Genomic DNA, 17,551 nt, shown 5'->3' with positions numbered 1-17,551 from the left:
CTCCCGCTCCCTGAGCTCGTCGAAGGGCCTTCGACGAGCTCAGGCGGCGGGGGCCAGCTCGGGTGCGCGAGAGCGGCTGATCCCCAAGGGGTCAGGTGGTCGTCGCCCTGGGAAGTCAGCGCTCGACGGCGGCAGCGGGCCTCCTGGGGGCCTCAGCGCGCATCGAGCGCTGACCATCCGGGGACGCCTCAGGTGAACAGCCGCCGGTGCCGCTCGACCCAGCGGACGCCGGCCTCGACCTCGGCGGCGTGACCGCCCGCCAGCCACCCGGCCTGCGGCTCGACGCCGTCCGCCGCCAGGGCGCGGACGACGTCGAGCGTGCGCAGCCGGACCTCCAGGACGAGGTCGACCACCCGGTCGGGCTCCGTGCCGTAGGCCGCGCAGAAGGCCCGGATCCGCGACCCCCGGTCCGGCGGCGCGGCGAAGCCGTGCCAGCGGAGCGCCTCGTCGTCGGGGCGGAACGGGGCGAGCCAGTCCAGGGCGTACGCGACGTCGTGCCGGCGCGGCCCGGGGTGGCAGAAGTCCCAGTCGAACAGCCCGGTCGCGCGGCCGTCGGCCCAGGTCATGTTCCAGGGTCCGGGGTCGCCGTGGCAGAGCACCTCGGCCGGCTCCCGCACCGGCTGGGACCAGGCGGCGTCGGGCGGCCAGGACCAGCCCGCGCTCGCGTCGTGCACCCGGCGGAGCAGCCGGGCGGCCGACACCAGGCCCGCCTCGGGCACCTGGTGCGGCCAGCACGCGGCACCGGCGTCGCCCGGCAGGAAGCCCAGCACCTCCTCGTGCGCGCCCAGGGCCAGCGGTGCCGGCACCTCGACCACGCCGGCCGCGCGCAGCCGCTCCAGCGCCGCGTGCACCGTCGGCGTCCACGCGTGCACCGGCCGGTGCACCCCGTCGAGCCCGACCTGCACGTGGCGGGTCGGCTCAGCGCTCGCGGCCGGGTCCACCCTCCGACCCTGACGCCTGCGGCCCGGGACGGCAAGCGCGTTCCCGACGGCCCCGGCCCGTCGCCCGGTCGTCACCCGGCCGGCCTGGACCCCGGCGCCGCTCGCGGGGCACACTGAGTGCGAAATCCACCCCTCCAGCCCCCAGAAGGGTTCGTCATGCCCCTCGCCGCCCGCGCCGCGCGCCGGATCGGTGCCCTGTCGATCGCCGCCGCCGTGGCGCTGTCGATCTCGGTCCCCGCCGCCGACGCCGCCCCGCGCCCCACCACCTCCAAGAAGCCGAAGACCGTCGCCGTCCGGGTGATGAGCTTCAACGACCTGCACGGCAACCTCGAGAACCCGACCGGCTCGTCCGCCCGCGTCCAGATCGGCGGCGGCAAGACGCTCGAGAACAACGGCGGTGCCGCCTACCTCGCCCGCCACGTCGAGATGCTGCGCTACGGCCACCCGAACTCGCTGCTGCTCAACAGCGGGGACAGCATCGGCGCCTCGCCGCTGGCCTCGGCCCTGTTCCACGACGAGCCGACCGTCGAGGTCCTCAACGCCATGGGCGTCAAGGCCTCCGTCGTCGGCAACCACGAGTTCGACGAGGGCCTGGCCGAGCTGCGCCGGATCGAGCACGGCGGGTGCCACCCGACCGACGGCTGCGCGTTCCGCACCTCCTACGAGGGCACCGACTTCCCCTTCCTCGGCGCGAACGTCACCTTCGAGAGCGGCAAGCCCGCCTTCTCGCCCTTCAGCATCCAGAAGCAGGGCGGGGTGAAGATCGGCGTCATCGGCGTCACCCTCCGCGACCTGCCGGACGTCGTGACCCCCGCCGCCGTCGCCGGTCTGGAGTTCACCGACGAGGTCGCCGCCATCAACCGCACCTCCAAGCTGCTGCAGAAGATGGGCGTCAAGGCCCAGGTCGTGCTCATGCACCAGGGCGACGAGACCAGCGGGGCCGGCAGCCCCAACTCCTGCGACCTCGGCGAGGAGCAGCTCGCCCACCGGATCGCCAGCCGGGCCAGCGCCCGGGTCGACGCGTTCTTCGCCGGCCACACCCACCAGGCCGAGAACTGCACCGTCACCGACCCGGCGGGGAACCCGCGGCCGCTGATCCAGGGGCTGTCCTTCGGCCGGCTGATCTCGGTCGTCGACCTCACCGTGAGCACGAAGACCAAGGACGTCGTCCGCAGCCGCACCAAGGCCACGAACATCATCGTGACCCGGGACGTCCGGCCCGACGCGAAGGTGCAGGCCATCGTCGACCGCGCCGTCGCGAAGGCGGCCCCGCTGGCGAACCGCTCGATCGGCAGCACCACCGAGGCCCTGCTGGGCCGGGGCAGCAGCGACCCGGAGAAGCCCCTCGGCGACGTCATCGCCGACGCCCAGCTCGCCGCCACCACCGGGAACGGCGCCCAGGTCGCCATCACCAACCCGGGGGGCATCCGCGCCGACCTCGACGCGGGACCGGTGACCTACGGCGAGGCGTTCTCGGTGCAGCCCTTCGCCAACATCCTGCAGACCATCACGCTGACCGGTGCGCAGCTCGACGCCGTGCTCGAGCAGCAGCAGCAGGCCGCCGGGGACTCCCCGACCTGGCTGCAGGTGTCCTCGACGCTGGGCTACACCTGGACCAGCGGGGCCGCGCCCGGCGCCAAGGTCTCGGGGATCACCGTCGACGGCAAGGCCGTCGAGCCGACCGCCACCTACCGGGTGACGGTGAACAACTTCCTCGCCGCCGGCGGGGACGGGTTCTCGGTCTTCGCCGACGGCACCGACCTGCAGGGCGGGCCGATCGACCTCGACGCCTTCGTCGAGTACCTCGAGGACAACCCGGGCCTGTCGGCCCCGCCGGCTGACCGGATCACCGTCGTCGGCTGACCCCGGCCCGCCGCTCGACGCGCGCGCCCCGGCCACCAGGTCCGCCCCTGGTGCTGCCGGGGCGTCGCGCGTCCGGGACCGGGGCTACCCGGCGGCGACGGCGCCCGGCCGGTGGAACGGCCCCCGCCGGTCGAAGGCGCCGCACCGCGCGTAGAAGACCGTGGTGGCGACGTTGAGCAGCACGGCGGTGGCCACGAAGAGGCCGAGGCTCAGCGCCGGGACGGCGTCGGCCGGGGACGTCGCGACCAGCACCACCCGGCCGACGGCGTCGGCGAGCGTGCCCACCCCCCAGGCGAGGCTGGACCGCCGCCACATCCGCCGGAAGGCGGGCGAGGTCGCCCACAGCGACTCCCAGCCGGACGGCCAGCCCAGCCGCCCCTCGGTCATCGGCCGGGCGAACTGGTAGGCCAGCGGCCGGGCGGACCGGGTGCTGAGCAGGAACCAGACCCCGGTCGCAGCGGTCAGCAGGGACTCCTTGGCCAGCACCAGCCGGCCGCCGCCGGGCAGCAGGGCGACCGCCACCGCCGCCAGCAGCATGACGGTGAAGAACGCCTCCAGCCCCCGCGGCCGGTAGCCCCGCGCGAGCCGGACGAGCGTGGGCACCGCCCCGACGACGGTCGCGGTCAGCAGCGCCGTCCGCAGGCTCAGGCCGGACGCCCGGAGGCCGTAGAACAGCAGCGTGGAGCCGACCAGGCCGACGGCCAGGGAGGCGACCCGCCACCACCGCCGGCTCGCGGTCGTCGTGCTCACCCCGGGTCCCGGCGGGTGCCGCGGTCGAACAGCTCGACCAGCTCGCGGGCCCAGGCGTCGCAGTCCAGCTCGGGCTCCGCGGCCAGCCGGAACGGCAGCGCCTCGACCGCCCGCTGCACCGCGGAGGCGACGACGGCGGGGTCGAAGGCGCGCAGCTCGCCGGTGCGCTGGCCCTCCCGCAGCAGGGCCTCCAGCGGGGCGGTCGCCGCCGGGGTCCCGACGTCGGCCGACCAGGCGCCCGCCAGCAGGATCTGCAGCAGCGCGCTCATCTCCCGGCGGTGCACGTCGCTGAACCCCACGACCGCGGTGATGTAGGCGGCCAGCCGCTCCGGCGCCGTCGTCGCCGCGCGCACCCGGGCGCCGACCTCGGCGCCCAGCGCGCTGACGACGCTCTCGACGCAGGCGGCGACCAGCGCCTCCTTGGAGGCGAAGTGGTAGGAGATGAGCCGGGTGCTGGAGAGCCCGGCGTGCGCGGCGATGCGGGCGAAGGTCGCGTCCCGGTAGCCGCCGTCGGCCACCACCGCGAGCGTCGCGGCCACGACCTGCGCGCGCCGGGCCTCGGCGGCGGGAGAGCGGGGAGGAGCGGGACTTACCTGCACGAGTAAGACGGTAGACCGGTCGGCCCGGCGGCGCCAGACCCCCCGACCCGCGGGGGTCGGGGGGGCCGGGCGTGCGGGTCGAGGGGTCAGCCGGCCAGGTAGCCGACGACGTCGGCGACCAGCTCGGTCTGCGCGGTCGAGCTCAGGCTCACCCGGCCGTCGGCGCTGACGGGCACGATCACCCGGTTGGCGATCGCCCGGCCGGGGACGAGGGCGAGGTCGGTGGCGCTGGTGGTCGCTGCACCCGTGGGGCGGACCGAGACGAAGCCCGTCGTGGCCGCCTGCGCGGCGGTGACGTTGAGGACGACGGCCCGCACGCCCGCGGTGGGGACGCCCTCGCGTCCGGTCACCTGGAGGTCGACCCTGCCACCGGCGGGCACGGCCGCCGCGCGGGCGCCGGTCCCGTCCCGGGTGTCCAGCAGGCGGGCCGGGGTGAGGCCGGTGAGGTCCGAGCTGGTCGGGAACCAGCCCTGGACGTCGGCGACGAGGTGGGTGCCGGCCGAGACGTAGAGGCTGACCTTGCCGCCGCTGCCGACCTTGAGCACGGTGCCGTTCGCCGTCGTCGCGCCCCGCACGTAGTTCAGGGTCGAGGCGCCGGGCCGGGAGGCGCCCGCCGGGTAGGCCGTCAGGTAGCCGGTGCCGCTGGCTCCGGTGGCGGTGAGGTTCAGCACGACCGAGCCGACGCCGCTGGCCGGGACCCCGCCGCGGCCGGTGACCTGCAGGTCGATCTTCTGCGTCCCCGCGACCGGCGCCTTCGCGGCGCCGGTCCCGTTGCGGGTGTCGAGCAGCCGGGCCGGGCTCAGCGCGGTGTAGTCCGAGCCGGTCGGGAACCAGCCCTGCACGTCGACGAGGACGTCGGTGGCGGCGGAGCCGTAGAGCTGGACGGCGCCGTCGGCGCCGACCCCGACCACGACGCTGTTGGCCATCGACGTGCCGGTGGTGAAGTTGAGGGTCGAGGCCGTCGTGCGGGGCTGGCCGGACGGGTAGGCGGTGAGGTAGCCGCCGGACCTGGCGCCGACGGAGGTGAGGTTGAGGACGACGGCGCCCACGCCGGTGGCGGGGACGCCGGCGCGGCCGGCGACCGGGATCGCGAGGGTGCCCTGGGCGGCGAGCGGGGCGGCCGCCCCGGTGCCGGCCCGGGTGTCGACGACCCGGGTGGGCGTCACGGGCCGGTAGCCGTCGGTGTCGGGAGCGGTGGTGCCCCCGGAGCCGGTCCCGGTCCCGCCGGAGCCCGTCCCCGTCCCGCCGGAGCCGGAGCCCGCGCCGTCGCCGGGCAGCCGGAGCTCGGCCGTCACCATGTTGTGGTCCGACGGCCGGGCGCTGTCGGTCACCTTCATGACGTTCTCCCAGGCCACCGGGCCCTCGAACCCCTTGGTCATCAGCACGTCGAGCCGCGAGCCGAAGCCCGTGCCCGGGTCGGCCAGCGTGGTCTTGAAGTCGTTCATGGTGGTGAAGCGCAGGTTGGTGGTCTGCTCCGCGGCGGCCGTGTCGTGGAAGCCCTTGTCGACCAGCACGTCGTGGGCGGTGTAGCCGACCTTGTTGTTCTGCCAGGTGTTGATGTCCCCGCCGAGGACGACCGGCAGGCCCTGGCTGTTCTGGCGGGCGACCCCGTCGACGGCCGCCGCCACCTGGGAGGCGCGGAGCTGGTCGTAGGTGCGCTCGACGGCGGCGTCGGTGGAGTGCCGGGCGTCGAGGTGGACCGAGACGAAGTAGAAGCGCTCGCCGGTGGCCTTGTCGGCGAAGAGCGAGTAGACGGCCTTGCGCCGGTCGGAGTCGCTGTCGCCGCTGGGCCGGATCGGGAGGGCGACGGTGCAGACGTCGTTCCAGGCGCTGGAGCCGGTCTTGTCGGCGCACGGGCTGAGCATCGTGTACTTCGCGCTGTCGTAGAGGATCCGCATGCCCTGGGTGCTGGCCTCGGTGCCGGCCTTGACGTAGGGGGTCGTCTGGATCAGCTTGTAGCGGCCCGCGTCCTGCTTCGCCAGCTCGGTGAGCAGGCTCTCGGTCTGCCGCGGGCGGCCGCCGGTGCTGCCGCTGACGCCGTCGGCCCGGCCCGGGCCGAGCTCCTGGAGCGCGACGAGACCGAGCCGGTGGTCGATGATCTGCCGGGCGACGGCGGGCACGCGCTGCAGCCAGGTCTGCGGGTCGGTGGTGGCCCGGGCGGTGCGGACGTTGAACTGCCCGACCCGCAGCGGCGTGCCCGCGGCGGCCGGGGTCGGGGGGGCGACCCCGACGGTCTGCAGGTTCGGGTGGTCGCGGAAGGTCTCGCCCGCCGAGGTCGTGTTGACCGCCCGCAGGCGGAAGTAGAGGTGGTTGGCCGAGCCCAGCGGGGCGCCGGCGGCGGCCGTCTGCTCGGCGGTCAGGGTGAGGCTGCGGGCGCCCGCCGGGGCGGTGAAGACCTTCCAGCCGCGCGCGTGCAGCGGCATCGAGGAGTCGGTGCGGCTGAAGCTCGTCAGTCCGGTCTCCACCTCGTAGCGGGTCGTGTTCTTCCCGTCGTGGGTCCAGCGGATGGTCACCTCGCCGGGCTGCGGTCCCGGGGTGGAGGAGACGGAGGTGAAGGAGGCGGGGCGGGCCACCGCGGCGACGGCCGTGGTGGCCGTCAGCGGCGCGGCGACGGTGCCGAGGCCGAGCGCGAGGACGAGGGCGGTGAGGGTTCCGGCGGGCTTGCGGATCATCGGGGGTTCTCCTGGCGGGCCGTCGAGGCACCGGACAGCGCGACGCGGGCGTGCGTCAGCGCGGGAGGGCGGGGGAGGGGTGCAGCGGGGAGGGACGTCGCGGCGGGCCGGGGCCCGCCGGGTCAGCGGGCGGGGTCGGGCGGCGGGTCGTCCCGGGTCACGACGGTCGCCCGGGAGGGACGGCGGCGGGGGCCCGTGGGGGACATGGAGACTCCTGGAGAGGTCGTGGCCTGCCCCCGAGCAGCACCTGATGACCTCCATCCTGCTGTCCCGGCAAGGCCGCGGGCAGGGGAGAAAGCACCCGTCCCCGCAGCCTTAGGTCCCGGGTCGGGCGGGCCCTCCGCCGGTCGATGGTCCCGGGTCGACCGGGCCCTGGCGGGTCGATGGTCCCGGGCCCCCCGGCCGCGTCAGCGCGGGCGCGGGCGGACCGGCCCGGGTACGGGAGGACCCGGGTCGCACGGCGACCGGCTCGGGAGGCCGGGCCTCAAGCGGAGGCGCCGGTGTAGCGGCGCAGGGCCACCAGCCAGAAGGCCCGCGAGGCGACGACGAAGCCGACGGCGACGGCGACCGAGAGCAGGGCGGCGCCGCCGGTGAGCTGCCCGGTGAGGGCCTGGGCGGGCACGGTCACCGCGAACGCGATCGGCACGACGAAGGTGAGCACCGGCCGCATCCAGCCCGGGAAGATGGTCACCGGCCAGCGCCCGGCGTTGCCGAAGAGGGCCTGGAAGATCACCAGGATGTTGTCGAGCTTGACGAACCAGAACGCCAGCGTCGAGAGCAGCAGCAGGAAGCAGTAGACGGTCGCGAAGCCGGCGGCCAGGGTGACGAGGAACAGGGCCAGGGATCCGGCGTCCAGGGACAGCCCGGTCCGCGACACCCCGTAGGCCACGACGCCGACCCCGACGACGAGGTCGGTCGCGGCCTGCGGCGCCACCACCTGGGAGCTGGCGAGCAGCTGGGAGTCGGCCGGCTTGGTCAGCAGGAAGTCGAACGTGCCCAGCCGGATGCCCTCCATCAGCGCCTCCATCGAGGGCCGGATGACCAGGCCGACGAGGCCGCTGATGAAGAAGTGGACGCCGATCAGCACCAGCAGGTCGTCGGCCGTCCAGCCCCGCAGGTCGGCGGTGTTGGTGAAGATCACCGACAGCCCGAGCACCTGCGTGACCAGGCTGATGGCGGCGTTGACCAGGGCGATGACGAAGTCCGAGCGGTACTGCACGATGTTTAGCACGCCGACGGTCAAGAAGGCGCGCAGCACCCGCAGCGAGTGCACCTCAGGCCCCGACCGCGCTGTAGCGGCGGGTGGCACGGCTCCACAGCAGGCGCAGGACCACGAGCGCGACGACGACCCAGACCACCTGCGCCCCGTAGCCGACCAGCAGCTCGGTCCCGGTGCGCCGGCCCAGCAGCACCTCGACGGGGAAGGCGAGCGTCCACGGGAAGGGCGTCCAGGCCGCGACGGTCTGCATCCAGCCCGGCAGCACCGAGAGCGGGGCGAACTGGCCGCCGAGGAAGGTGAAGAGGGAGAAGAAGACGGCGTTCATGGCCGAGACCTTGGTGAGCCAGAAGGCCGAGAGGGCCACGCACCACTCGACGACGAAGCGCAGCACCATCGCCAGCAGGACCGCGGGCAGGAAGGCCAGCACCGTCGCCGGCGTCGTCGCCGACAGGTCGGCGCCGAAGACGACGGCCAGCAGGACGGCGGCGGGCAGGATCCCCACCAGCCCGACCAGCTTGTAGCTGAGGTTCTCGCAGACGTCGTTGTGGATGGGGTGCACCGGCCGGAGCAGCAGCGGGGAGAACGCCCCGGTGCGGATCCGGTACTCGAACTCCCACATGTGCCAGATGAAGGTCAGGTGGTCGACCACCATCATCACGAGGAAGTAGGCGACGAACTGGGCGGCCGTGTAGCCCCCGGTGCTGCCGGAGCCCGCCACCGTCCGCCAGACGACGATGAAGACCAGCGGCTGGATGACGCTGGTGACCACCCAGATGGCCACCGCCCCGCGGTAGGCCAGGTTGTTCGCGAGCGCCGAGCCGAACTGGCGGCGGTAGTAGAGCGCCAGCGCCGCCGGGGAGAACGCCCCGAACGACGGCCGGGGCGCCGCGTCGCCCGGCTCGTCGCGCTGCCGGAGCGGACCCGGCTCAGCGGCCCTCACGGCCGGCCTCCTCCGCGGGCGAGGCGAACACGTCCTCGATGACGCCCTCGATGGGCGGGTCCTCGATGGTCAGGTCGACCACCGGCAGCCGGGCCAGCAGCTGGCCGGCCGCGGTCGGGGTGTGCGCCCGCGGGACCTGCACCGTGACGCTGGTGGGCGTCCGGCCGGTCACCGTCCCCCCGACCAGGTCGGCGAGCTCGGCGTCGGAGACGGTGCTGCCCTCCTCGAGGGCGACGGTGATCACCTTGTGCGCCGCGAACCGGTCGACCAGGGCGGACAGCTCGCCGTCGAACAGCAGGCTGCCGCGGTGGATCACCACGACCCGGCGGCAGAGCGCCTCGACGTCGGCCATGTAGTGGGAGGTCAGCATCACGCAGGCGCCGGTGCGCTGGTTGTACTCGGCGACGAAGGAGCGGATGCGGCGCTGCATGGCGACGTCCAGGCCGATGGTCGGCTCGTCGAGGAACAGCACGGCCGGGTAGTGCAGCAGCGACCCGGCGATCTCGCACTTCATCCGCTCGCCCAGGCTGAGGTTGCGGACCGGCTTGCGCAGCAGGTCGCCCAGCTCGAGCAGCTCGGTGAGCTCGGCCAGCCGGCGGGTGAAGTCGGCGGGCCCGATGCGGAAGATCGCCTGGTACAGCCGGTAGGAGTCGAGCACGGGGATGTCCCACTGCAGCTGGTTGCGGTTGCCCATGACCAGCGCCATCCGGCCCAGGTAGGCCCGGTCGCGCAGCCAGGGCGTGTGGCCCAGCACCGAGGCGGTCCCGGTGGTGGGGTGCAGCAGCCCGGCGAGCATCTTCAGCGTCGTCGTCTTGCCCGCGCCGTTCGGGCCGAGGAAGCCGACCACCTCGCCCCGGTCGACGGTGAAGCTCACCCCGGCCACGGCGCGGACCTGCCGCGTGCGCCGGTGCACCAGCGACGTCAGCGCCGCCTTCACCCCGCCCTCGCGCTCGGGCACGACGTAGGTCTTGCCCAGGTCCTGGACCTCGATGTCCGCCATCGCGGGCGTCCCTCCTTCTGCCGGCCCCGATCCTGCCCGACGACCGGGGAGCGCGCGAGCGGGTTGGCCGCGCGGCGACCGGCCGGGACATCATGGCGCGCCCCGCTGACAGTTCCGCGCGGCGCACCGGCGGCCCCCGCTGTCAGCGGTCGGCCCTAGGGTTCCGCGGGTGGACATCGCCCTCGCCGCCGACGACGACGCGCTCGCCCTCGCCGTGCTGGAGGGCGGCCGCCCGGGACCGGTGGAGCGGCTGCGCGGGCCGGCGGCGCCCGCCCGGGTGGCCGAGCTGGAGCGGCTGGGGCCGCGCTGGGTCTGGGCCGACACCACCGCCCTGCACCCGCCGCTGCTCGCGGCCGGGGTCGCCGTCGGCCGGGCGCAGGACCTGCGGCTGGGCCACGCGGTGCTGGCGCGCTCGCGGTACCTCGACGTCCCCCTCGCGGGCGCGGACGACGAGCGCTGGCGTCCCGTCGACCCGGTCAGCACCGGCGGGGAGCCCAGCCTGCTCGACCTTACGGCGGCCGATGGCGCCCCGGACCTGGCCGAGGTGGTCGCCGAGCACGCCCGCCAGCAGGAGGCCGTGGAGGCCTCGGCCCGGCGGGACCGGCTGCGGCTGCTGCTGGCCGCCGAGTCGGCCGGCGCCCTCGTCGCCGCCGAGCTGACCGCCGTCGGGCTGCCCTTCGACGAGGCCGAGCACGATGCCCTGCTCACCCGGGTGCTGGGCCCGCGGCCGCTGCCCGGCGGGCGGCCGGCCCGCCTGGAGGCGCTGGCGGGGGAGGTCCGGACGCTGCTGCGGGCCCCGGGCCTCAACCCCGACTCGGGCCCGGACCTGCTGCGGGCGCTGCACACCCAGGGGCTGACCGTCGACAGCACCCGGCAGTGGGAGCTGGAACGCCTCGACCACCCCGTCGTCGCCCCGCTGCTGGAGTACAAGAAGCTGGCCCGGCTGCTCAGCGCCAACGGCTGGAGCTGGCTGGCGGCCTGGGTCCGCGACGGCCGGTTCCGCCCCGAGTACCTGCCCGCCGGCGTCGTCACCGGCCGCTGGGCCGCCCGGGGCGGCGGTGCGCTGCAGCTGCCCAAGCAGGTCCGGGCCGCCGTCGTGGCCGCTCCCGGCCGACGGCTCGTCGTCGCCGACGCGGCCCAGCTGGAGCCGCGGGTGCTGGCGGCCATGGCCCGGGACGAGGCGATGGCGCGGGCCAGCCGGGCCGGCGACCTGTACCAGGCGCTGGTCGACGAGCACGTGGTGGACACCCGCGCGCACGCCAAGGTGGCCATGCTGGGCGCCCTCTACGGCGCGACCTCGGGCGAGGCCGGCCAGCTGATGCCGCGGCTGCTGCGCAGCTACCCGCGCGCCACCGGCCACGTCGAGGAAGCCGCCCGGGCGGGGGAGCGCGGCGAGGTCGTCACCACCTGGCTGGGCCGGAGCTCCCCGCCGCCCCCGGAGTCCTGGCACCGGGTGCAGCAGCGGGCGAGCCTGCCGGAGGCGACGCCGGCCGACCAGCGCCGCGCCCGCAGCCAGGCCCGCGACCAGGGCCGCTTCACCCGGAACTTCGTCGTGCAGGGCACGGCGGCGGAGTGGGCGCTGTGCTGGCTGGCCGACCTCCGCCGCCGGCTGCGGGCGCTGGAGCCCGTCGACGGCGTCCGGCCGGCGCTCGTCTACTTCCTGCACGACGAGGTGATCGTCGAGACCCCGGAGGCGCTGGCCGGAGCCGTGGAGGAGGCGGTCCGGGCGGCGGCCCGACGCGCGGGCGAGCTGCTCTTCGGCCGGTTCCCCGTCGAGTTCGCCCTGGACGTGCAGTGCGTGCAGAGCTACGCGGAGGCGGGATGAGCCCCGACGACCCGTCGGGGCCGGCCCGCTACCGGCTGCTGGGCGCCGACGGCCGGCCCGTGCTCAGCACGGTCCCGGGACGCCTCGGCGGGCACCGCCGCAGCCGGGTCTACGGGCGGCTCGACTGCCGGGCGGCGGCCCGTGCGCTGGCGGCCGGCGGCTACGCGGCCTCCCGGGTGTTCTTCGCCCGCGAGGAGACCGCGCGCGCGGCCGGCTACCGGCTCTGCGCCGTCTGCCTGCCGGAGGCCTACCGGGTCTGGCGGCGCGATCGGGCACCCGCAGGCTGACCGGGTACGACGACGGGTGGCGCGTCGCGGGCGGCCCGGCTCCTCAGGCGGATGGACGCGGGCGCAGCCCCCGCCGGTCGAGGTGGCGGAGCAGCCGGGCGGGGTCCTGCGCCGGGTCGGCGAGGGCGACGTAGCCGTCGGGACGGACGAGGTAGGCGGCGTGGCGGCGCAGGCCGACCGCCCGGGCCGCCCCGGACCAGGGCCAGCGGTGGACGGCCAGCCCCCGCGCGGCGCAGGCGGCGGCCAAGGCCGGCCGGACGTCGCCGTGGACGTGCACCTGCCAGTCGAGCGCGTCGAGCGGGGCGTGGGTGTCGCGGCCGTCGCCCGGGTCGACCCAGGGCAGCCGGTCGCCACCGCGCACCCGGCCCGCCCGGCCCTCGCTGAGCGGCCCGCCGCGGTAGCGCAGCCGGATCTGGCCGACCGCCGCCCCGGCGGCGCGGCGCCCCACCCGGGTCGCGAGAACGGCTGGCAGCGCGACCCGGAACAGCAGCCGGCGGGCCAGCCGGGCGCGGCGCCCGGCGCCGGTGACGCGGTCGAACACCCGGTCGGTGGTGGCGACCAGGCGGCGCGCGAACGGCAGCCGCTCGGCCTCGTAGCTGTCCAGCAGCGACGCCGGGGCCCGACCCTGCAGGACGGCGGAGAGCTTCCAGCCCAGGTTCACCGCGTCGCCGACCCCGGTGTTCATGCCCTGGCCGCCGAGCGGGCTGTGCACGTGGCCGGCGTCGCCCAGCAGGAACACCCGACCGGTGCGCAGCCGCTCGGCGACCCGGTGGCTCACCCCGTAGGTGGAGAACCAGTGCACCGCCCCGACGCGGGTCCCGGTGGTCCGCTCGGCGAAGCCGCGGACGTCCTCGAACCCGACGTCGTCGCCCAGCCCGGTGGGCAGCAGGCCGACGAACCGGGAGGTGCCGTCGGGCCGGGCCGGCACCACGAGCAGGAAGTCGTCGCGGGACAGGCAGAAGCTGAAGGCGCCCTGCTCGGGCGGCGCCGCGGCCGGCCCGGTGGCGGTGACGTCGGCGACGACGTAGCGGCGGTCCGAGCTCGTGCCCCGGTAGGCGGTGCCCAGCTCGTCGCGGACGGTGCTGCGGGAGCCGTCGCAGCCCGCGAGGTAGCCCACCTCCAGCCGCTCGAGGCCGCCGGCCGGTCCCCGGAGCGTGGCGGTGACGGCGCCGTCGTCCTGCGCGAGGCCGACGCACGTGGTGCCGAACTCCACCTCCAGCCCCGCCTCCGCCAGCGCGGACACGAGCAGCTCCTCGTGGGTGTCCTGCGGGCAGCAGAGGATGTAGGGGTAGCGGCTGAGCCCGGCGCCGGCGTCGCCGATGTCGCGCACGGCCAGCGTCCGGACGCCGTCCTGCACCCGGACCTGGCGCACCCGCACGCCCGCGTCGACCAACCGGTCCGCGACGCCGAGGGCCCGGTAGAGCTCCAGGGTGCGGGCCTGCACGTCGAGGGCCCGGGACTCCCCGGCGGGACCGGGCCGGCGGTCGACCACCCGGACGGCCACCCCCGACCGCACGAGGGACAGCGCGAGCGCCAGCCCGGTGGGGCCGGCGCCGACGACCAGCACCTGCGTGCTCACGGCGGCCCCGTCGGGCTCGGCGTCATCGGCCTGCTGCTCCGGCCTGCCCGGCACCGTCCGTGGCCCGCTGCCCGCACCGGGCTCAGGAGAGCTCTCGCTCGACCCGGTCGAGGACCGTCTTGCGGTTCTTGTGCGCCCGCTCGTGGTCGCGCACGGCCCGGACCTGGTCGTCGTCGTCCAGGGCCGCGACCTCCTTCGCCGCCTGCCGGGCGTCGAGGTCGTCGTAGCCCTCCAGCGGCGGCGCGTCCGCGTCGCCCGGCTGGGGGTGGTGCTGGCGGGCGTCGTGCCCGGCCTCGGCGGCGGCGTCGGTGTTGGGCACGAACTGCTCCCCGCGGGCGCTGCCGGCGGCCTTCTCGGCGTCGGTGGCGCGCTTCTCCTCCTCCGACAGCTGCTCCCAGGCCTTCTCGGGCAGGTAGCGCCGCGACGCCCCGCCCCTCTCCTGCGGACCCCCGGTGCGCGCGTCGGCCGAGCCGTCCGCGGTCTGCCACCTCTCGTCGGTCCACGCGGTGAGGTGCTGCTGGCTCTCGTCCTTCTCACCGCGGTAGCCGCCGCCAGCCTTCTCGTACTCGGCGGCCAGCAGCTGCGCCTTGCGGGCGCTCCACTGCCCGGGCTTGCCGCCCTTGTCGCCGGCGACCACCTCGTCCTTGAGCCGGAGCCGCAGCTGCGGGTCGGTGTACTTGTCGTCCCAGTCCGCCGGGTACCCAGGTGTCATGCGCCCCTGTCTACCCGGACGCGCGGGAGGTACTCAGGCCGACGGCAGCGCAGCACCCATGACCGCGGTGTCGCAGACCTGCTCGAAGGTTGCCAGGCGCCCGTCCCGCACGGTCCACCAGTGGACGAAGCGGGCCCGGAAGGAGCGGCCCGTCGTGCGGTGGGTGCCGGTGTACCAGCCGCGCACCACCACCTGGTCGCCGTCCGCGACGACGGCGTCGGGCCGGGGCTCGAACCCCTCCCACTCGGCCCCCAGCCGGGCGAAGACGTTCTCGAGCACGGCCGGCCCGCCGGTGTAGGTGCCGCCGTTGAAGGAGCCCTCGGACTCGGTCCAGCGCACGTCCTCGGTCAGCAGGCCCAGCACCTGGGGGATCTCACCCGCCGCGAAGTGCCCGTACGCCCGCTCGACGATCTCCTGGTTGCTCACGTCTGCTCCCCTGGTGGTATGACGCGCGTCACTCTCCTCCGCACGGTAGGACGACGGGCGACGGCTGTCCAGCGCCGGCCGCCCGGGCGAGGGCCACGCGGCTACCGTCGGGGCATGGACCCCGCGGAGGTCGGCCGGCGCAAGCGCCGGTCCAGCCGGTCAGCCCTGGCCGGCTGCTCGCTGATGGTGGCCGCCCTGGTGCTGAGCGCCCACGACGTCGGCCCGCCGATCACCACCACCGCGGGCGCCGTCGTGGGCTTCGTCCTCCTGCTCCACGGCGTGCACGTCGGCTGGCTCGTGTTCTACGACCGCGACGACGACGGCCCTTCCAGCTGACCCGCTGCCGCGCCCCGTCCGTGCTCCCGCGCCCCGCCGGGACTCCCGCGCCCCGAGCACCGGGCGCGGCCGTCACGACGGGGCGCGGGACGGGCTCAGCCGTGCACGCGGAAGGCGTTCAGCCGGTAGCCCCGGCGGACGACGGTGCTGATCAGCCCGGGGACGTCGAGGCTCCGTCGCAGCCGGCTCATCGCCACCTCCAGCGCGTGGTCGTCCAGGACCTCCGGGAGGGCGTCGACCAGCTCGGCCCGCGACACCACCGTCGCCGAGCGGGCCAGGGTCTTGACCAGGGCCAGGGCGTTCGGTCCCAGTGGCACCAGCCGGCCGTCGACGCTGACCTGGCGGCCGCGGACCTCGAGCAGCACGTCGCCGCTCTGGTACCGCTCGACGCGGTGCTCGCCCAGCTGCTCGCAGACCAGCCGGATCAGTGCCCCCAGCCGGTAGCGCTCGGGCACGACCGGCTCCACCCCCGCCGCGCGCAGCGGCGCGGCCGTCACCGGTCCCACGGCCGCGGCCAGCACCGGGCCCGACAGGGCCCGCACCAGGGCGCTCCGCAGCCCGAGCGCCTCGGCCGTCTCCAGGGTGGCGACCGCTCCCGGGGCGGAGGTGAAGACGACGGCGTCGAGCTGGTCGCGGGTGGCGGCCTCGATCAGCCGGGGGAGCCGGTCGGTCGCCGCCGGTTGCACCCAGCGGTAGGGCGTCACGGTCAGCACCTCGGCGCTCAGCGCCCGGAGCCGGCCCAGCTGGACCTCGTCGGTGTAGCCGTGCAGCTGGATGGCCACGCGGCGCCCGGTCAGGGCCCGGTCGGCCACGGCGTCGACCAGCGAGGCGGTGGTGTCGAGGTCGGTGGGCTGGGCGTCCTCGAGCCCGGCCGCCCGGACGGCGCCGACCGCCTTGGGGCCGCGCGCGAAGATCTGCGCCTGCTCCAGCACGGCCGTCAGCTCCGCGCCGAGGCCGGCGGTGTCGGCGACCTCGAACCAGCGGCGCATCCCGTAGCCGGTGGTGACCAGGACGACCTCCGGACGCTGCCGGATCAGCTCGCGCGTCTCCTCCAGCAGGGTGGCGTCCTGGTCGTTGGGCGCGATCTTGAGGGCGGGGGCGTGCAGCACCTGCGCGCCCCGCCGCTCCAGCGCGGTGATCAGGTCCTGCGAGCGCCGGTCGGAGGTGACCCCCACCCGGAACCCGCTCAGCTGCTCGACGCGGGCGGCGCCGCCGCGCGGACCCCCCGTCGGTGCCGGGTCGGCCGTCGCCCCCGAGGCCGTGCTCACGGCCGCGGCACCTGCGCCGGGGCGACGGCGTCGAGGGCGCCCACCAGCTCGCCGGTCCGGCCGGCGGCGGGCGCGACGTCGACCACGGCCCCGATCACCACGACGGCGGGGGAGACGAGGTCGAGCCGTCGCACCTCCGCCGGCAGCCGGCCGACCGAGGTGAAGGTGCTGCGCTGGGAGGCGGAGAACCCCCGCTCGACCACGGCCGCGGGGACGGCGGGGTCGAGGCCGGCGGCGAGGAGGCCGGCGACGATCTGCTCGAGGTTGGCGATGCCCATCAGCACCACCACGGTGCCGCCCAGCCGGACCAGGGCCGCCAGCTCCTCCGCGGGCGGCGGGACGTGCCCCGAGATGACGGTGAAGGAGTGGCTGAGCCCGCGGTGGGTGACGGGGATGCCGGTGGCGGCGGGCACCGCGAGGGCGCTCGAGACGCCCGGGACCACCCGGACGGGGACTCCGGCCGCGACGCAGGCCAGCAGCTCCTCACCGCCCCGGCCGAAGACGAAGGGGTCGCCGCCCTTGAGCCGGACGACGGACTGCCCGGCCCGGGCCCGGGCCACCAGCTGCTCCTCGATCGAGCGCTGGGTGACCGGGTGGTGGTAGGGGCGCTTGCCGACGTCGACCAGCTCGGCGCCGGCGGTGAGCTCGGCCAGGTCGTCGGTGGGGGCCAGCCGGTCGTAGAGGACGACGTCGGCCTCCCGCAGCGCCGCGACCGCCTCCAGCGTCAGCAGCCGGGTCGAGCCGGGACCGCCGCCGACCAGCACCACCTGGCCCGCCGCCGCGGCCGGCTCCTCGCGCTGCAGCAGGACGCGCAGGTGGCCGGCCAGCGCCGTGACGTGCCGGTCCAGCTCGGGCTCGGCGTCGACCACCACGACCGACCAGGCCGGTCCGACGAGCCGGAGCAGCCCGCGGGCGTCGGCCGGGTCCGGCTGCAGGACGACGCGGACGCCGTCGGGGCTGGCGAGGACGGGCGGCAGCAGGCCGGGGACGGCCACGGTGACGCGGGCCCCGGCCCGGGCGTAGCGGCGCACGACGCGACGCGTGCCCGCCCGGGTCCCGAAGACCACGACTTTGCGGCCGCTCACGTCGACGTCGATCTGCATGCTGGCTCCAGCCCTCCTCGGAAGGGGCCGT

General features: G+C 75.9%; 16 protein-coding genes. 4 read left to right on the top strand and 12 right to left on the bottom strand.

Features of this window, described 5'->3' with window-relative positions:
• Nucleotides 1-188 precede the first annotated feature (188 nt).
• Nucleotides 189-941 carry an aminoglycoside phosphotransferase family protein gene (locus JOF54_RS20645; RefSeq protein WP_307803744.1) on the bottom strand — a complete coding sequence of 251 codons (753 nt, stop codon included), beginning with the start codon at nucleotides 939-941 and terminating at the stop codon, nucleotides 189-191.
• Between the two features lie 156 nt (nucleotides 942-1,097).
• Here JOF54_RS20645 and JOF54_RS02335 point away from each other — a divergent pair, with 156 nt between their 5' ends.
• Nucleotides 1,098-2,804, top strand: a complete 1,707-nt coding sequence (locus tag JOF54_RS02335) for a bifunctional metallophosphatase/5'-nucleotidase (RefSeq protein WP_210052638.1) — start codon at nucleotides 1,098-1,100, stop codon at nucleotides 2,802-2,804.
• Nucleotides 2,805-2,888: 84 nt separating this feature from the next.
• Here JOF54_RS02335 and JOF54_RS02330 read toward each other — a convergent pair whose 3' ends face one another.
• The 6 genes from JOF54_RS02330 to JOF54_RS02305 all read right to left on the bottom strand — a co-directional run bounded on the left by JOF54_RS02330 (nucleotide 2,889) and on the right by JOF54_RS02305 (nucleotide 9,984).
• Nucleotides 2,889-3,554 (bottom strand): VC0807 family protein, encoded by a 666-nt coding sequence (locus tag JOF54_RS02330; protein ID WP_210052637.1) that lies wholly within the window; start codon nucleotides 3,552-3,554, stop codon nucleotides 2,889-2,891.
• Nucleotides 3,551-4,153, bottom strand: a complete 603-nt coding sequence (locus tag JOF54_RS02325) for a TetR/AcrR family transcriptional regulator (RefSeq protein ID WP_210052635.1) — start codon at nucleotides 4,151-4,153, stop codon at nucleotides 3,551-3,553. The genes JOF54_RS02330 and JOF54_RS02325 overlap by 4 nt, the downstream gene beginning before the upstream one ends.
• Nucleotides 4,154-4,239: 86 nt before the next feature.
• A complete protein-coding gene (locus tag JOF54_RS02320; protein ID WP_210052633.1) occupies nucleotides 4,240-6,825 on the bottom strand; it encodes an exonuclease/endonuclease/phosphatase family protein in 2,586 nt (861 codons plus the stop codon).
• Nucleotides 6,826-7,309: 484 nt separating this feature from the next.
• Complete coding sequence (locus JOF54_RS02315; RefSeq protein ID WP_210052632.1) at nucleotides 7,310-8,098, bottom strand: ABC transporter permease; 789 nt, start codon at nucleotides 8,096-8,098, stop codon at nucleotides 7,310-7,312.
• 1 nt (nucleotide 8,099) lies between these two features.
• Nucleotides 8,100-8,984 carry an ABC transporter permease gene (locus tag JOF54_RS02310; RefSeq protein WP_210052630.1) on the bottom strand — a complete coding sequence of 295 codons (885 nt, stop codon included), beginning with the start codon at nucleotides 8,982-8,984 and terminating at the stop codon, nucleotides 8,100-8,102.
• A complete protein-coding gene (locus JOF54_RS02305; RefSeq protein WP_210052628.1) occupies nucleotides 8,971-9,984 on the bottom strand; it encodes an ABC transporter ATP-binding protein in 1,014 nt (337 codons plus the stop codon). Before JOF54_RS02305 ends, JOF54_RS02310 begins: the two co-directional genes overlap by 14 nt.
• Nucleotides 9,985-10,153: 169 nt before the next feature.
• Between JOF54_RS02305 and JOF54_RS02300 the strand changes: the two genes are divergently transcribed.
• Complete coding sequence (locus JOF54_RS02300) at nucleotides 10,154-11,809, top strand: bifunctional 3'-5' exonuclease/DNA polymerase (RefSeq protein ID WP_210052626.1); 1,656 nt, start codon at nucleotides 10,154-10,156, stop codon at nucleotides 11,807-11,809.
• On the top strand, nucleotides 11,806-12,096 hold the full coding sequence (locus JOF54_RS02295; protein WP_210052624.1) for an Ada metal-binding domain-containing protein: 291 nt from the start codon (nucleotides 11,806-11,808) through the stop codon (nucleotides 12,094-12,096). Before JOF54_RS02300 ends, JOF54_RS02295 begins: the two co-directional genes overlap by 4 nt.
• A gap of 43 nt (nucleotides 12,097-12,139) precedes the next feature.
• On the opposite strand, the gene JOF54_RS02290 is transcribed toward JOF54_RS02295, so the two are convergent.
• The 3 genes from JOF54_RS02290 to JOF54_RS02280 form a co-directional block, all read right to left on the bottom strand.
• A complete protein-coding gene (locus JOF54_RS02290; RefSeq protein ID WP_210052622.1) occupies nucleotides 12,140-13,675 on the bottom strand; it encodes an FAD-dependent monooxygenase in 1,536 nt (511 codons plus the stop codon).
• Nucleotides 13,676-13,757: 82 nt separating this feature from the next.
• A complete protein-coding gene (locus tag JOF54_RS02285) occupies nucleotides 13,758-14,387 on the bottom strand; it encodes a DUF8129 domain-containing protein (protein WP_210052620.1) in 630 nt (209 codons plus the stop codon).
• A gap of 33 nt (nucleotides 14,388-14,420) precedes the next feature.
• Nucleotides 14,421-14,813, bottom strand: coding sequence for a nuclear transport factor 2 family protein (locus JOF54_RS02280; RefSeq protein ID WP_210052618.1), 393 nt, complete (start codon nucleotides 14,811-14,813; stop codon nucleotides 14,421-14,423).
• A gap of 114 nt (nucleotides 14,814-14,927) precedes the next feature.
• Here JOF54_RS02280 and JOF54_RS02275 point away from each other — a divergent pair, with 114 nt between their 5' ends.
• Complete coding sequence (locus JOF54_RS02275; protein WP_210052616.1) at nucleotides 14,928-15,149, top strand: hypothetical protein; 222 nt, start codon at nucleotides 14,928-14,930, stop codon at nucleotides 15,147-15,149.
• Between the two features lie 95 nt (nucleotides 15,150-15,244).
• On the opposite strand, the gene JOF54_RS02270 is transcribed toward JOF54_RS02275, so the two are convergent.
• A complete protein-coding gene (locus tag JOF54_RS02270) occupies nucleotides 15,245-16,417 on the bottom strand; it encodes a uroporphyrinogen-III synthase (protein ID WP_210052614.1) in 1,173 nt (390 codons plus the stop codon).
• Nucleotides 16,414-17,520: a uroporphyrinogen-III C-methyltransferase gene (cobA, locus tag JOF54_RS02265; RefSeq protein WP_210052612.1), complete on the bottom strand. Its 1,107-nt coding sequence runs from the start codon at nucleotides 17,518-17,520 to the stop codon at nucleotides 16,414-16,416. The genes JOF54_RS02270 and cobA overlap by 4 nt, the downstream gene beginning before the upstream one ends.
• Nucleotides 17,521-17,551: the final 31 nt, after the last annotated feature.

This window comes from Microlunatus capsulatus, assembly GCF_017876495.1.
Taxonomy (GTDB): Bacteria; Actinomycetota; Actinomycetes; order Propionibacteriales; family Propionibacteriaceae; genus Microlunatus; species Microlunatus capsulatus.
This window is presented reverse-complemented; position numbering and strand designations above follow the sequence as displayed.